The organism is Paenibacillus sp. FSL M8-0228 (assembly GCF_038007385.1).
GTDB classification, from domain to species: domain Bacteria; phylum Bacillota; class Bacilli; order Paenibacillales; family Paenibacillaceae; genus Paenibacillus; species Paenibacillus polymyxa_D.
In genome coordinates this window covers 1,625,854-1,642,567 of the sequence record NZ_JBBOXA010000001.1, presented here as the reverse complement: position 1 = coordinate 1,642,567, position 16,714 = coordinate 1,625,854, and the positions used below count along the sequence as shown (strand labels likewise).

General features: G+C 45.5%; 10 protein-coding genes and 1 tRNA gene. All 11 read right to left on the bottom strand.

Going from position 1 to position 16,714, the window contains the following annotated elements; all coding sequences use genetic code 11:
* Nucleotides 1-105: 105 nt before the first annotated feature.
* Nucleotides 106-2,130 carry a cell division protein ZapA gene (zapA, locus tag MKY98_RS07525; RefSeq protein ID WP_069012842.1) on the bottom strand — a complete coding sequence of 675 codons (2,025 nt, stop codon included), beginning with the start codon at nt 2,128-2,130 and terminating at the stop codon, nt 106-108.
* A gap of 209 nt (nt 2,131-2,339) precedes the next feature.
* On the bottom strand, nt 2,340-4,787 hold the full coding sequence (gene pheT / locus MKY98_RS07520) for a phenylalanine--tRNA ligase subunit beta (protein WP_029516482.1): 2,448 nt from the start codon (nt 4,785-4,787) through the stop codon (nt 2,340-2,342).
* Between the two features lie 28 nt (nt 4,788-4,815).
* Complete coding sequence (pheS, locus tag MKY98_RS07515; protein WP_273041806.1) at nt 4,816-5,847, bottom strand: phenylalanine--tRNA ligase subunit alpha; 1,032 nt, start codon at nt 5,845-5,847, stop codon at nt 4,816-4,818.
* Between the two features lie 450 nt (nt 5,848-6,297).
* Nucleotides 6,298-8,148, bottom strand: coding sequence for a ribosomal protection-like ABC-F family protein (gene abc-f, locus MKY98_RS07510; RefSeq protein ID WP_069012843.1), 1,851 nt, complete (start codon nt 8,146-8,148; stop codon nt 6,298-6,300).
* A 367-nt stretch (nt 8,149-8,515) separates the two neighbouring features.
* Nucleotides 8,516-9,556 (bottom strand): polysaccharide lyase family 1 protein, encoded by a 1,041-nt coding sequence (locus tag MKY98_RS07505; RefSeq protein WP_069012845.1) that lies wholly within the window; start codon nt 9,554-9,556, stop codon nt 8,516-8,518.
* Nucleotides 9,557-9,825: 269 nt separating this feature from the next.
* Nucleotides 9,826-9,896, bottom strand: a tRNA-Gly gene (locus MKY98_RS07500).
* Between the two features lie 107 nt (nt 9,897-10,003).
* Nucleotides 10,004-12,145, bottom strand: a complete 2,142-nt coding sequence (locus MKY98_RS07495) for a bifunctional diguanylate cyclase/phosphodiesterase (protein ID WP_069012846.1) — start codon at nt 12,143-12,145, stop codon at nt 10,004-10,006.
* Nucleotides 12,146-12,486: 341 nt separating this feature from the next.
* On the bottom strand, nt 12,487-13,590 hold the full coding sequence (locus MKY98_RS07490; protein WP_039269745.1) for an ATP-binding protein: 1,104 nt from the start codon (nt 13,588-13,590) through the stop codon (nt 12,487-12,489).
* Nucleotides 13,591-13,927: 337 nt separating this feature from the next.
* Nucleotides 13,928-14,344 carry a hypothetical protein gene (locus MKY98_RS07485; RefSeq protein WP_029516478.1) on the bottom strand — a complete coding sequence of 139 codons (417 nt, stop codon included), beginning with the start codon at nt 14,342-14,344 and terminating at the stop codon, nt 13,928-13,930.
* Between the two features lie 263 nt (nt 14,345-14,607).
* Nucleotides 14,608-15,147: a peroxiredoxin gene (locus MKY98_RS07480; RefSeq protein WP_069012848.1), complete on the bottom strand. Its 540-nt coding sequence runs from the start codon at nt 15,145-15,147 to the stop codon at nt 14,608-14,610.
* 323 nt (nt 15,148-15,470) lie between these two features.
* The gene (gene leuB / locus MKY98_RS07475; protein ID WP_029516477.1) at nt 15,471-16,547 is read right to left on the bottom strand and encodes a 3-isopropylmalate dehydrogenase; all 1,077 of its coding nucleotides are present in this window, start codon (nt 16,545-16,547) and stop codon (nt 15,471-15,473) included.
* Between the last annotated feature and the right edge of the window lie 167 nt (nt 16,548-16,714).

The window sequence follows — 16,714 nt, the reverse complement described above, 5'->3', positions numbered from 1 at the left end:
TGCCAAAGGACAGCTTTTTGTCATTTACACCTCTGAGTGGATACAATAAACAAACAATCCCCGGCGATGAGCAGCCGGGGATTGCCTTACATGTTTAATCCGTATCTACTGATCCTGTTCAATAAGTTCAATCCATTCATTATACTCAGTTTGAAGCTTGGTGTATTCTTCCTGTAATTGACGTAATTCCGTAGAAATCCTCTCCGAATTTTCCCGATCTACGTCCTGTTGTACTTGCAACAGACGAAGCTGATGCGCCGCCATTTCATATTTTTGACCCACTTCGTCCAATTCAGACTGCAAGGCCATTCGTTCCTGCTCTATGGACTGCTGTTCAGCCTTCGCCGTTTTGGCAGTTTCAACAGCCAAACGAATCTCCTCCTGAAGATGTTCCTTTTGTTGAACCGTTACCGCTATTTCCCGCTCCCAAGAAGCAAATTCTTCCTTACGGGCAGCATCTTCGGCTTCCAAACGTTCCGCTTCAGCCTTCAACTGATCGTATTTAAGCTGCCATTCCAGGGATTCTTCCTCAGCACGTTCCAGTTCACTCCGCCGTTCTCGATTTTCCTGCTGGAGCTGCTTGATATTTTGCTCCAGCTGTCCAGCTCGGCTCTTCATGCTTCCATATTGCTCCTGAAGCGATTGATACGCCTTAGTTCCCTCTTGCTCTCGGACTTTGGCTTTCTCAAGCTCATCCTGCACGCGAATCAGCTCAGGTGAAAGCTCCTTGATTCTCGCTTCGAGTTGAACTAGCCGTTGCTGTTGTGAAGCAAATTTATCATTAATAGCTTCGAGCTCAGCCGCTGCGTGCTGTAATTGCTCTTGTATTTCTTCCTTCTGTTCACGTGCTTCCAGCAAGGAGAGCTCCAGCTCATCAACTGCCACCTGGCGTTCTTCTGCAAGCTTCTTCCATGACTTCTCGCTTTCAGCTAGCGTAGCCAGCTCACTTTGCAGCTTGCGAGAAGATACGTGAGCTTGCTCCAACAGCTTCTGCATCCGTCGCTGTTCTTCCTCCAGCTTAGCCGTCTGCTGCTGCTTAGCCTTGGCTTCAGCTTCTAATTGATCATATCGACTTTGCAATTCTTCACGTGCAAGCGTATCTGCCTGCTCTCGCTCTATCGCAGCCTGTCGCTGTGTTTCCAGCACAGACTCCAGCTCGGACTGTTGTTCCTTCAGTACTCTTGCTTGCTCTTGAGCCTCTCCCAGACGAGAAGAAAGCTCTGTACTGCCTGCCTGTACTTGTTCTAATTGTTCCTGAAGCTCCTCGACCCGAATCTCCTGCTCCAGTGCAGCTTCATCAGCTCGTTTCTGCGCTTCCTGATGCTGGAGCTTTTCCTCATTCAACGCCAATTCAGCCTGTTTACGTTCCTGCTCCAGCTGCTCATTCAGTCCGGAACACTTGGTTTGCCATTCGCTTACCTTCTTGCTATGCTCTTGCTGCAAAGCAGATCGCAGCTTGTCCAGTTTTGTGCGCTTTTGCTCCTGATGAGTCTTCTCTGCAGCTGACAGCTTGGCTTCTGCCTGTTTAGCCGCTTCAGATACTTCCTTCTTCATCTGCTCTTCTATCTGCCGGATACGCGCATTGGCCGCCTCCTGCTGCTCTTTCAGCTTGCGAGAAGCTTCTTGACGGGACTCCTCCAATTCACGTTTAGCTTGTTTTTGTCCATTTTCAAGTTCAGCCGCTTTTTTCTCCTGCTGTTCCAGCTTTGCCCTCAATTGGGCAATCTCCTTGGCTGATACAGATTCGGTTTCCATCAGCTTCTTCTGCGTTGCTTCCTTTTCTTCCTTCAGTTGAATAAGAGATTGATGCATATCTGTATTTTTCTGCTGTTGTTCCCCTAGAGCTGTCTGGAGTTGCGCCAGATCTCCCCGGAGCTCTGCTCGTTCCGCTGCTAAGCGGTTCATATGACTCTGAATTTCCTGGATTTGTACAGCTTCTTCTGCCATATGAACCGCAGCCAGCACGGCAATTCGGGGCATATCCAGACGCGAATGAGCTTGAGAAATGCTGTGCATACGCTCATCCACGTAATTGGCAACCTGCTTCATATAATCGGTATTGCTGCCGACGAGTTTATAAGAAGTACCGTAGATCTCTACAGTGACGCGAGTACGATCTGGTGTAGTCACAATTATGCCCTCCTTCAATACTACTGTATGTTGATTCTAAGGTGTGTCCGGTACTATGGTAACCCGCCTTCCGTGAAGCGTTCAACCTTATTAGTCCGGCTTCCCCGCAGCGGGTAATTATCAGAGTAAGAGAGCTTCTATGATGATAGGCCAAAAAGCCGTATCGAACCTCTGTCACTAAGATTCGATACGGCTTCCCGCATTTCCTGCTACTTTCTCAATTCCGCTCCAAAAGTTTGTTCCAGAGACGTAACGACAGGAGTATGCGCCGCATTGATCTCTTCATCCGTCAACGTATGTTCCCAGTGACGATAGGTCAGAGAGATAGCTACGCTCTTCTTATCTTCACCAAGCTTACTGCCTGTAAATACATCAAACACTCGTGCATCCTGCAACAGCTCTCCGCCTGCAGCGTGAATAACACGAAGCAGTTCGCCTGCCTCAACGTCTTTATTGACCACGAGGGCAATGTCACGTTCCACGGATGGGAAGCGAGCCAGCTCTCTGAACTGAATATGAGAGTTTGCGTGTTCAATGACCTGTTGCAACGCAATTTCTGCAACATACGTATCGTTCAGCCCATAAGATTGTTGGAGCTCCGGATGAATCTGCCCAAGGGTACCGATCCGTTGAGAGCTTCCATTCACATCCAGCCATACCGAAGCGGAACGGCCCGGGTGGTAGCTTTGCGGTTGGTCAGCGACATAACGAATGCTGGCACTCAATCCGAAATAGTCAAACACCGTTTCAAGCGCGCCTTTAATATCAAAGAAATCAACCTTTTCAGCACCAATATTCCATTGTTTTTCACGGCGTACCCCAGTCAACAACAGACTCAGCACTTGAATTTCCTGCGGCTGACGGGTTAATGTTTGTTCCTCTGTATAAAATACTGTTCCCATCTCGAAAATCGCCAGATTGTCTTGCTTCCGGTTCATGTTATACACCGCTGTATCCAGCATCTGCGGAATGATACTCGTACGCAAAACACTACGGTCTTCGCTCATAGGCATAGCCAAACGTACCGGATGGCTGCCTTCTGTCAGGGCATTAAATAACCCCGTACTTTGCGGATGTACAAAAGAGTAGCTGATCGTCTCCTGCCAGCCACCATGAGCCAGCAATCTGCGCAGGGAGCGGCGCAATGATTGTGATGCTGTCAAAGCTCCCGGAGTTGTAGGACCTTCAATCGGCGTGGTCGGGATATTGTCGTAACCATACAGACGAGCAACCTCTTCGATTAAGTCCACGTCAATGGTGATATCTCCACGGCGTGTAGGAACTTGAACTTCCAGTACCCCTTGCTCTGCGTCGCCACATCCGAAATGAAGTCTACCGAAAATCGTTTTCACCTCAAGCAGCGACAGTTCGGTTCCCAAATATCGGTTTATCTTATCTAGCGACAGCTTGATAATGCGGTTTTCAGCTTTTGCAGACGCAGATTCTACGATGCCCTGGTGTACAGTGCCTCCTGCATAACGCTGAATCAGCGCAGCTGCACGATTCACAGCAGGCACAACAGCGCCTGGATCAACCTCTTTTTCAAAACGCAGACTTGCTTCTGAACGCAGTCCAAGTTGACGAGACGTTTTGCGAACTGTACCGCCGTCAAACTTCGCAGATTCCAGCGCAATGCTGACCGTCGCATCCGTAACCTCGGAGTTGGCTCCACCCATCACGCCTGCCAATGCTATTGGTTTCACACCGTCTGTAATCAGCAGCATATGCGGCTCCAGCTTACGCTCCTGATCATCAAGTGTAATCAATGTTTCGCCTGCACGAGCGAGTCGAACTTCAATATTTCCATTTTCCAGCTTATCCGCATCAAAAGCATGCAACGGCTGACCGTATTCCAGCATGACGTAGTTCGTAATATCTACGATGTTGTTGATCGGACGAACACCTGCCGCCATCAGACGGTTTTGAATCCATAATGGGGAAGCCCCCACTTTTACACCTGTAATATAACGGGCCGCGTAGTGCGTACACAGTTCAGGAGTATCTACCTTCACAGACAGATGATCTGCCGCTGCATCGCTAATTTCCACCAGATCCTTAGCCGGATCAGCCAGAGAAATATCACGTCCCAGAATCGCACTCACTTCATATGCTGCTCCGTGCATGCTCAGGCAATCCGAACGATTGGGTGTCAGATCAAAATCCAGCACCTGATCATCCAGCGCCAGCAGCTTCGTAATTGGCATACCAATTTCAGCATCCTCAGGCAGCACCAAAATACCTTCTTGCAATTCCTTTGGAAGCAGCTTGTCATTCATGCCCAGTTCTTTGGCCGAGCAGATCATACCCATGGATACTACACCACGCAGCTTGGCCTTTTTAATGTGGAAATCTCCCGGCAACTTTGCACCTACAACTGCAACAGGAACCTTTTGACCTGCATCCACGTTTTTGGCACCGCACACGATTTGCAGATCTTCCTCCTGACCTGCATCGACAATACATACATTCAGCTTATCAGCATCAGGATGCTTTTCCTTGCTTTTAACATAGCCGACAACGACGCCAGTAATCCCTTGATTGCGCTGCTCGACCTCATCAATTTCTATGCCCGAACGGGTGATTTTCTCTGCCAGATCCTCCGCGCTTACCTGATCCAGCGATACATACTCGGACAGCCACTCGAATGATACTTTCATATGGGTTCACTTCCCTTGATATAGTTGTTTATTGACGCGCAAACTGTTTCAGGAACGACAGGTCACTGTTATAAAAATGACGAATATCATCGATACCGTATTTCAATATAGCAATCCGCTCTACACCCATACCGAATGCAAAGCCGCTGTACACCTCGGGATCAAAACCGCCCATCTCTAGCACTTTCGGATGGACCATGCCACAGCCCAAAATTTCAATCCACACGCGTTCGCCATTTTTCTTCACAAAAGTTACGTCTACTTCAGCACTCGGCTCTGTGAACGGAAAGAAGCTTGGGCGCAAACGGATTTCGGTCGATTCTCCGAACATTTCGCGTGCAAATTGAAGTAAGGTTCCTTTCAAATCACTCATGCGAATGTCTTTTCCAATGACAAGCCCTTCAATCTGGTGGAATTGAAAAGAATGTGTTGCATCGTCATCATCACGTCGGAAAACCGTACCCGGACAGATAACCTTAATAGGTGTTTCGCCCTTCATCGCTTCCATCGCGCGAATCTGAACTGGTGACGTATGGGTACGCATCAACAGATCCTCAGTCAGGTAAAATGAATCCTGCATATCGCGTGCGGGGTGATTTTTAGGCAGGTTCAATGCTTCGAAGTTATAATAATCCGTCTCAGCCTGTGGACCCTCAGCCACTCGATATCCCATGCCTGTAAAAATATCCTCGATTTGCTCAATCACTTTGTTGAGTGGGTGCAGTCCGCCTTGCGGCAGTGTGCGTCCAGGTAGCGTAACATCGATCTTTTCCGCTTGCAGACGCTCATTCGTTTCCGCTTTCGTGAACTCGTCTTGCTTACGGTTAACGACTTCTTCAATCGCCTCCCGCACCTCATTGGCTACCTGTCCAACAACCGGACGCTCTTCCGCGCTCAGCTTGCCCATACCGCGCAAAATTTCAGTCAATGCGCCCTTTTTCCCCGAATATTTGACCCGTAGATCAGCCAGCTCCTTGGGTGTTGCCACCTTCTCCAATACTTCCAGTGCTTCTTCCTTCAAGGCCAGCAAATGTTCCTTCATTTGGATGGTTTCGCTCATCGCCTGTTCAGTCCCCTTTCTTCATATCCAGCTTTTCAGACAACAAAAAAAGGTCTTTCCTCCCGGTAAGGGACGAAAAGACCGTGGTACCACCCTCGTTAGACAATAAGCTTAGCTCACCTGGCGTTCTGCCTTACGGCAACTAGCTACAGGTGGTTGTTCATGCTATGCATCATCGTCTCGCTCTGCACGTTATAACGGTCGTGAACCGGTATCCCCTACTTGCACATTCGCCATTCACATGGCGCCTGAGGTTCAAGGAACTGCTCCGGAGCGAACTTCAACAGCCCAGTATTTGCAGAAACGCTCTCAATCCTACGACGCTTCCTCCCTGTTCAATCGGACACTGTCTACTCTTCTCCATCAAGACATTTTCAAAAATTCGAACTATTGTTCATTATTATATGCAAACTACCGCGCTTTGGCAAGCAGGGCATACGTTTCAACCCTTTAGATATCGAGATCATCCAACCGCTCCAGATTTGCACGAATGCGCCTGATTTCGCTCAACAACTTTTCATTTTCGTCATTCGTGCCTGTCATTCCTATCAACTCTGTAAGACGCAATTGTAATCGAAGACGTTCCTCACGCCGCTCCTGGTCTTCTGGCTCCCGTTGACGGCTCCGTTCATCTTCTTGCTTTTCGTCGGCTGTCCCCTCATAGATTTCATATCTGCCCCCCGGCTTCATATCGAGTAACCGAGTTGCCGTGCTCCTCACCAGCTCCCGATCATGTGAGACGAGCACCAGTGCTCCATCATAGTTACGCAAAGAATCCTCTACAATTTCACGGGTTTCAATGTCAAAATAATTCGTCGGTTCATCCAGCACCAGCAGATTGGCTCCACTAAAGTACAGACGCAGAAAAGCTACCCTGCATTTTTCTCCCATACTAAGTGTCCCGATCCTTTTAAACACGTCCTCTTTCGCAAAAAGAAAGCAGCCCAACACTGTTCTCGCTTCTGTTTGCGTCATCGTCGGAAGCGCAAGCAGACTGTCCAGCAACGTTTGATCCTCTGGGAGCTGCTCCAGCTCCTGTGAAAAATATCCGATGTTCAACTGTGGGTTGGCTGTGATTTTTCCTGTCTGCGGCTCCAGTTGACCTGTTAATAACCGAAGCAGTGTGGTTTTACCAATTCCATTGGGCCCCCGAACAGCCAGACGGTCTCCACGTGCAACGATCAGATTTAGATTTTTCACAATGATACGGTCGTCGTAGCTAAAGTCAACCTGCTCAGCACGCAGCAAATATTTTGCCTGAAACCCGCTGTCACTTAATTTCATGTGCAAAGACGGAGCTTCACGTGGTTGTTCTACCCTGTTAGCCTCCAGTCGCTCCAGTTCTTTTTCTTTCGCATGATAACGGGAGATATTTTTTTTAGCCTTGGCCTTATAGAAGCTCTGTGTAATAGCCACTTCGACTTTGGATGCGCTACGATGTGCCTGGTGAAACCATTCCCTGTAATTTCGAATCGTTTCCTCCAGCGCCTGTTTCGCCAGCTCCTGCTTTCGATAGCTGGCTTCCTGCTCTCGCAGTTCCCGCTCCTTTTGCGCTTTATATTCCTTATAGCCGCCTTTATAGCGCCCAATACCCGTTGATGCAAGCTCAACTATACTCGTAGCCACTCGATCCAAAAAGGCTCTGTCATGCGATACAAACAGCAGCGTTCCCGGATACGTGGACAGCCACTGCTCCAGCCAAAGCAAGCTTTCGGCATCCAAATGGTTGGTCGGCTCATCCAGCACCAGCAGCTTCGGCTGCCTGACCATCAGTCCGGCTAACCGCACTCTCGTCTTCTGTCCGCCACTCAGGTCACCATAAGCAATGGACCACGTCTGGGCAGGCATTCCCATTCGAGTGAGCGCCTTTTCCACCTCAGACTCCCAGGCAAAGCCTTGCAGGTGTTCGTATTCATCCATCAGCTCGCCGTAACGCTCCAGATGATGCTCCATATCCTTCCCAGCATCGGCTAGGTCAGCTTCCAGCTGTCCCAACGCTTGCTTGAGGAGCCAATGCCGAGGGCTGGCCTGCTGTGCGGCCTCCAGTGCGGTTCGAGACCCATCCACCGTATCCTGCTGCTTCAGCCAGCCCCGCTCTTCCAGTGGCAAATCATGCTCTACTTGACCAGAGGTTGGCACTTCATCTCCCAGCAATATTCGCAATAACGTCGTTTTACCTGCTCCATTTCTTCCAAACAGTGCGAGCCGTTCTCCTTCCATCACATCCAACGACACATTCTCAAATAAAGATGTCCCGTTCCAATCCTTTACTACATTGCGAATACGCAAAATCGTTCTCATACCGATCATCCTTTCCCAGCCCGGTTTTTTGACCCCGGAAGCAATAAAAAAAGCCGCAGAAGGCTGCGGCTTGCATACAAGGAATATAGAATGACTGTTATGAATCGTTTCAGAACATATACGCTTATGAAAAATAACACCGTAAACGAATAAGCCAAATCCCGTTCCAGAATAAACGCATACGTCCCTACATTCATTTTCAGACACACTTCTCCCGTTGCAGCTTACAGCCGCCTGCCAGTAACTGTGCAGTTAAGTGGGAAAATCAGTGTGCTTACTTCATCGGACGTATGGTTACCTTCCTTTTCATGGGATAATTACTTGCGGTTAGTATAGCAGATCACAACACATTTGCAAATAACCCTCGTTATTTTCCAAATACCAAAGTTGTATTCGACGAGCCTGCATATTTCGTTACAAACTCTTTAGTATATTCAGGAGTCTGAACTTGATAGCTATAGTTCTTGCTTGGATTCCAGTTGGTTACACGCGATTTTTGATTGTTGATGGTGGGAAAACTCCCTTCATCTTTAAACTCGCCATTGCCTTTATCATCAAGAATACCGCCCTTTTCACTACCTTTTCCAAAGTAGTTGTACTCAGAATAGATTCTTGCATTCGTAGCAATGGTATAAGCAAGCTGAAAATTATTAATATAATTATTTTTAACATGGAAATATCCATATCTCATGAGTCCTGGACCACGTACAAGTAAGTTTTCAAAATAATTATTAGCGATCGTGATATGGGGCATGCCATCATAATTTTTATTGCCATCATCAGGATATCCCAAAATGAGACCATATTTATGATTAGCAAATTTGGAGTTACTAATGGTTACATAATCAGCCGATTGGCCTATGTACAAAAGTTTGTCCAGATCCGAGCCATTCGCATTATAACTGTGACCTGCAAACGTAACATGATCAATCCAATAATTTGTGCCCGCAGTAAGATAAAGTTGGATGTCATCGTTACCGTTAATGTTGGCACTGTGCTCAAAAGTTAAATTTTGAAAGATCACATTTCCCGAATTATTTGTTGTTTTCAAATGAATGTTAACCAGTTTGTTTTGCGCATAAGAACCAATGAGCGATTTGTTAGTACCAATGTTGACCACGGTTTTAGAGGAGGCAGAAATATTTTTTTCGATGACCAGAATTTTAGGAGTTGAATCCCCTAACTGGTTTTTTAAATCGTTTAGATTATTGATATAGATAATCTGACCGCCTTTTCCCCCTGTTGTGGCAGGCTTAGTAACTCCATTTTCACTTTTAGCCTGTCCGGCAAAACCAGTCATTCCATTCGTCAACGTATTCGGAAAATCAGCAGCGGCGAACGTAGAACTTGCAGGGAAAGTAAGCAGCACCAAAGTTAATGCTAAAAACAGAAAAGAAATTTTCCTCATTGCAGCTACACCATCCTTTTTTAAGTTAAATCCCAACAATGCGACTATACTTATTTTTTAGTAAATGGTAAATAGTTCTTTTTATCTGTTTATTTATAGCATATAAGCTAAATATTTTATATTTTATTTTGTGTGGCAATGTAAAAATAGTTCGTAAGAACGCAAAAAGCCGTGATACCCCATTGGCACCCCGGCTATAATGTATTTATCTACTCCAAACAAAACAAAAACCCTTGCGTCACAAGGGTTTCGAACTTCTTAAAATAGTAAGCGGGTGATGGGAATCGAACCCACGCTATCAGCTTGGAAGGCTGAAGTTCTACCATTGAACTACACCCGCATTTTATAATATCTCGATTCTTATGTATGGCACGCTTAACCTATCGTCAACCAGCTGAATCAGGATGTTATTTAGTATAACTTACCTTTCAGCAAAATGCAAGCATACTACATACTATCCTGAGCCAGCCAATTCATAGGTTCACGTAAAAACAAATTTTCAAAGATTTCTGCCGGAATGGGGCGACTAAAGTAATACCCCTGACCCTCATGACAATCTTGTGCCTGCAAAAAATGAAGCTGCTCCTCATTTTCTACCCCTTCAGCCGTAACCTTCAGCTTCAAATGGTGAGCCATGGAGGCAATAGTAGATACAATTGCTGCATTTTTGCTGTCGACCAGTACCTCATTTACAAAGGAACGATCAATTTTTAGACGATCAATCGGGAGATTCTTCAAATAATGCAATGAGCTATAGCCAGTTCCAAAATCATCAATACTGATTGCGACACCAATAGCCTTTATTTTTTTTAACTGTTCAAAGGCTCGATCCTTATCAAAGGTCATACTCTCGGTAATCTCCAGCTCTAGATAGCGTGCTTCAAGTTCCGTATAGGTCAAAATGCCCCGAATTACATCCACCAGCTTTTTTTGCTGAAATTGGCGCATGGATAAATTGACCGAAATCGGGATTGGTGGGTACCCAAGCTCCTGCCAATGCTTATTTTGCAGACAGGCCTCCCGTAACACCCATTCCCCCAAGGGCACAATTAAACCACTTTCTTCAGCCACCGGAATAAAATCGCCTGGCATCACCATCCCACGATGAGGATGATTCCAACGCACCAGCGCCTCCAAACTCGTTAGCTCGCCACTTTGCAGGTGGACACGAGGTTGATACACCAATGAAAATTCCTCATTTTCAAGCGCTCGCCGCAGATCATTTTCCAGCTGGAGTCTTTCATGCGCTCGCATCTGCATCGAACTAGCATACCGCTGAAAATTCACTCCCTGCTCTTTAGCACTATGTACAGCCGTATCCGCCTGCTGAATAAGCTGTTCACTCTGATTCGCATCCAACGGGTACAAAGCTATACCAACGCTCACCGTCACATGATAAGACTCACCATCAATATCGAAAGGCAGATCGAACAGCTTCACCATATCATCAATACGACTTCTCATAGCATCTGTATCTTCGTATCCCGTTAGAAGAAAGGCAAATTCATCTCCGCCCATGCTAAAGACAGCTTCCCCTTCATGGCTAAAATGCCCCAAGCGTTCGCCTACTGCATACAGCAAATAATTTCCTGCCATATGTCCAAGCGAATCATTAATCGCCTTGAAACGATCAATATTTAGAACTAAAAGTGCTACTGTCTCATCCGATTTCAATGATTTGCGCAATATTTTATCTAAACGTTGGGAAAGGCGGCGACGATTGGGGAGTCCTGTTATATCATCATTATAAGCAATGTGATTAAACTCAGATTCGGCTGCCTGCTTTTCACGATAAGGAACCAGAACCATCAACCGGACCAGCCCGCTCAACATATTATAGAATGCTATCGCGTTGGTCAAAAGTCCCAATAGGTGATTAATATCGCTCATTTGCTCAGAAAATAAATAGAACAACTGACTCACAACACACAGTCCAATTCCACGAACCATAAGCAACATGCCCAACTCCGCCGGGCGAACTTTCCGATATTTTCGCACCCCGAAAATAAAAGTGAACACAAGTAGTAACATGACAGCCAGATTTAACGTCCAGCCCAGGTTACCTATTTCGTATCTTATACGTAGATCCGGTAAGCCTGCACCAAATGTCTTAATAACTCCTAGAATCAGCAAAGTGCAGCCTATCCCTGCCCACAAAGCCACCGCTTTGTATTCAGATTTCGTCTTGTTAAACGGGAGGAAACAAACGCATAAGAGCAAGACAGAGGTAAAGGCACGATTTACAAACAGCAGCCATAACGAAACGCCCGGAGACAAAGCAAAGTCCGTCAGGCTCACGAAACTAAACGAAACAATATGAACAAGGTAAAGCAGACCAGCCACCAAAAACGTCGGGGCAATAAGAAGTCTCTGCAAGGATAACTGTTCCAGTAAAACGGACCAGGATTGATAAAAAATAGAAAAACAAATCGCAGCACAGGCAAACCCTATGATCGGATATAACAAGAAAAAAACATTATGGGAGTATATCTTATTCAAAGTTACGTGAAATAACTGAACCAAGACAAACAAAACTATCGCAGCAATGCCGATACCTATCGTTTTTTTTACTTCCAGCCGTATACTCATTCAGCCTCTTCAGCCCCCTGCATATCGGAGATTCCGATCATCTAAGACGTTTGACAGCTTTGGAAGCCGTTATTTAAGTCTATAGTATCAAAAATAATGTTGTATTCTGGTATATAATAGCATTTAATCTGTGAAAGGTGAATCATTTTTTTGTCTTAAATTCATGAATTCATTTTCGCATTTACGCAAATAACCGAGCTTACAGCACCAAAAAAGCGCATCATCTTGTCAGATTATGCGCTTCAGATAACCTTTTCCAAAAAGGTGATACCTATACCCCAACGCTGCACAACATAAAAGAAATAGTATGTACAGGACCCCTCTGCGAAAACCTCTCCATATTAAACTACAGGAAGCGTGATTTTGAATTGTGTGCCACTTCCATGTTTACTGTCTACATGTATGAAACCTCCGTGATTTTTGATAATTCGATAGCTCACAGCCAATCCCAATCCGGTTCCACTTTCTTTTGTTGTAAAAAAAGGATCAAATAAACGCGTCAATGTATTGTGATCCATACCTAATCCGTTATCTTCAATACAAATGTGGACATAATTGCCCTCAAGCACTGTATGAATATCGATGCAGCCCTCTCGTTCCCCACCCATGCTTTCAATGGCATCCATTGCATTTTTAATCATATTGAGAATAACCTGCTTAATCTGCTTCACATCAATGGAAACCTTCATGAGCTCATCATTTTCGTCCAATGCAATCTGGCAACCCTTCATCAATGCTTCGCTTTCTGTCAGCATCACTACTTCTTTCAGCAGCCCCATCACAGATACAGCCGTTTTTTGCGGAGCCGAAGGCTTGGACGAATTTAAGAACTCATAAATAATGTCGTTCGCACGATCAATTTCTGTTAATATAATGCGGGCATACTCATCCCTGCCCAACTCCACCAAATGCGGTCGAAGCAATTGAATAAAGCCCCGGATTGCGGTAAGCGGGTTACGAATTTCATGAGCAATAGAGGCCGAGATGCGTCCCAGCATCGCCAGCTTATCGTTTTGATATGCTGTCTGCTCAATCTGCTTATAATCCGACACATCCTTGACGCTAAACAAAAAATCGCCATCCATCTGATCACCATAGGTTACTGTTATCAACCAATGCCGACCATACTCATCAATTAACTCATGATAGCGCTTTCTATGAAAGATAGTTTCTTTATAAATCCGCATGATTTTCTTCTTCTTAAACCGGCTTAACTCAGGATGATGCAAAATTTGCATCAAATTGCGACCTGCTAGCGAACTCCGTGGTAGCTCCAGCAATTTCGCCATTTGCACGTTAATAAAGGTCAGTACCCCGTCACTGTCAAACAGCATGATACCACTATCCAGGTTCTCCAGCACATTTTCATACTTGTTATTGGCGATCTGTGTGGAAGGACAAGCTCCCACGGTATCAAGCAAGGCTTCTTGGAATTCACTGATCATGCCAGGCTTCCCCCTTGTTTCGGAATGACAAACTGGCCGTATCGGACGCGTAATAATCTTGAAGAAAAGAAAGGCATCTATCGACTACCCTTCAATGGTGTAGAAAACAGTTACACAGAAATCCGACCATCTCTTTCCAATTCCAGTCTTATTTTATGATAGACAAGATTAAGGATCGCAGTCAATCGGAAAAAGTGTCGAATCCAAATTTTTATCCTGTTTTCTTTCGTCATAATATCTGCGCAACATTACCAAAATGAAAAATGAAGTTAGGAACAAGCGCCCTACACACCAAAGAAGCTCTCCAGAATTGAGAGCTTCTTTGGTGTGTAGGATGTCAACTGCCGCTCTTATTATGTTGAAGCCGGGATCGTCTTTGGCTCATAACGGCCAGTCTTCTCTTAAGCTCTCCCTGCCATTTTTCATCATTCATCTGTTTGGCTACCATCAATAAATCCAGGGATATGTCAATTTGACGCTTCACAATTTCAAACGCATCTTCACTTTCACGATTCACACAATTTTCAAATATCGTATCATCGTCTTCCATGACATAATCCTGAAAATCAATCTCGCTTGCCCCATCTCCATGTGCATATTCAGCCAAGATTTCATACTCATTTTCGACTTTATAATGAACTTCAATGCGACGACATACCGGGCAAAACAGCAAAGGAACATTATGAACTTGGGTGCGGTAATGCTTCAGCGTTCCCTTGGTTCCTACCATGCTTGCTCCACAGCAATAACTCATCCGGGCTCAGCCTCCTCTGAACAAAACCTGTTCTGCCTTGCTTATCTTCTACAATACCTTATTCGCTTTCGTCAGGCAAAATTCCTCCAGAACACAACAACATTTCCATAATTATTTGTTACCTCACTCTGCGTTGCCTCATTAAACAGGCTGTCCTCACATTTTCCGCTGCACAGAGCAGGCAAGCAAGCCCCCAATAACGGTAGAGTAACCGCTAGTTGGGGGCTTGTTTGTTTAATTAATTTCAACTTGTGAAGCTTATATTACAGATTTTGATCGCCTGGTTTCCAGTTCATTGGGCACAAGCCACCGGATTGCAAAGCTTGCAGTACACGCAATGTTTCTTCTACACTGCGACCTACATCGTTGTGGTTAACCACTTGATATTTCAATTCGCCTTCTGGATCAATGATGAACAAGCCGCGCAATGCAACGCCTTCTTCTTCGATCAGAACGCCATAATCGCTTGCTGTTTTCTTCGTGATGTCAGAAGCCAATGGGAAGTTCAGTTTGCCTAGACCGTTGTTTTCTTTAGCTGTGTTGATCCATGCTTTGTGACTGTGCACGGAGTCTACACTGATACCCAGAATTTCAGTATCCAGCTCTTTGAATTGGTCAGCAGCATTGCTCAATGCTGTAATTTCCGTAGGGCACACAAAAGTGAAATCCAGTGGATAGAAGAAAAATACGAGCCACTTGCCACGGTAATCGGAAAGCTTCACCGAACCAAATTCTTGACCGTCTCCAGTCACTGTTTCCAATGCAAAATCAGGGGCGGGTCTTCCTACCAATCTTTCTGCCATAATATGAAATCCTCCTTTAAAATATGTAAGAAAAACACCAAATGTGCTTTCCTCAATCATCTGTATTGTAATAAACAACAACTTACTTGATAAATGTTATCATTCGCTGAAATCAAAGTCAATATTGTAACCATTACTTTTTTATAATTATTTTAAACTAGCTTAAAAATTCACATTTTATTCACATTTTGAACCTTTGAATATACAAATAGCTCCTGATTGCTCAGGAGCTACTGTGCTAAACATTTGCCAAAAAGCTAGACTGTATAACCTTACTATATAATAGGAAGCTTTTTTTCAGAACGGGTGCATTTACGGAGCTTTTAGCGAATAGCTGCAGCGATCAGATCACCCATTTGAGTTGTCGAGATTGCTTGAGATTTATCCACCGCAATATCCGCCGTACGGTGCCCTGCATCCAGTACCTCAGCTACGGCTTTCTCAATGGCATCTGCTGCTTTCTCGTACCCGAAGGTAAGACGGAACATCAAAGCAACGGACAAAATCGTTGCAATGGGATTCGCCAGGCCTTGACCTGCAATGTCAGGCGCCGAGCCATGTACCGGCTCGTATAGGCCGAAGCTGCCTTCTCCCAGTGATGCGGAGGAGAGCATGCCGATGGATCCAGTCAGCATAGCCGCTTCGTCACTGAGAATGTCACCAAACATATTTTCCGTCACGATGACGTCGAAGCTAGATGGACGACGCAGCAATTGCATGGCGCAGTTATCAACCAATACATGCTCCAGCTCGACATCCGGGTAGTCTACAGCAACCCGGTTCACTACTTCACGCCATAAACGGGAAGTTTCCAGTACATTAGCCTTATCCACCGATGCAAGTTTTTTGCGACGTTTTTGTGCAATTTCGAAAGATTGGCGCACGATACGCTCTACTTCTGTTACATTATATGCGCAAGTATCAACTGCTTCCTCACCCTGAGGACTTTCTCGTCTGAACTTCTCGCCGAAATAAATGCCGCCCGTCAGTTCGCGCACCACGATCAGGTCCGTTCCTTCCAACACTTCCGGTTTCAATGTAGACGCGTCCTTGAGACAGTCAAAGACGACAGCAGGACGAAGATTCGAAAACAGACCGAGCTCTTTGCGAATGCCCAGCAGCCCGGTTTCAGGACGAAGTTCCTTTGGATTGTTATCCCATTGTGGCCCTCCTACCGCACCCAGCAGAACAGCATCTGCAGACTGACATACTGCCAGTGTTTCTTCCGGTAATGGTGTGCCCTTCTTATCAATGGCAATCCCGCCGAACAGCGCATGCTCCGTTTCAAATGAAAAGCCGAATACTTCTTCCGTACGTTTCAAAATTTTCTCTGCCTCTGCGACCACTTCAGGTCCAATTCCATCTCCCGCTATTACCGCAATCTTTTTAACGTCTGCCATCACGTACACTCCTCTTGTTATACAGCCATACAACCGTATTTTTCATACCTTCTTTGTAACATATATGGCAGGGCTTTGACCAAGATATAGAATCTATCAATTCAATAGGCACAGCCTATAAGCTGGTTTTTTCATCAGAAAAAAAGAAAACAGGACCGGAAAAACCC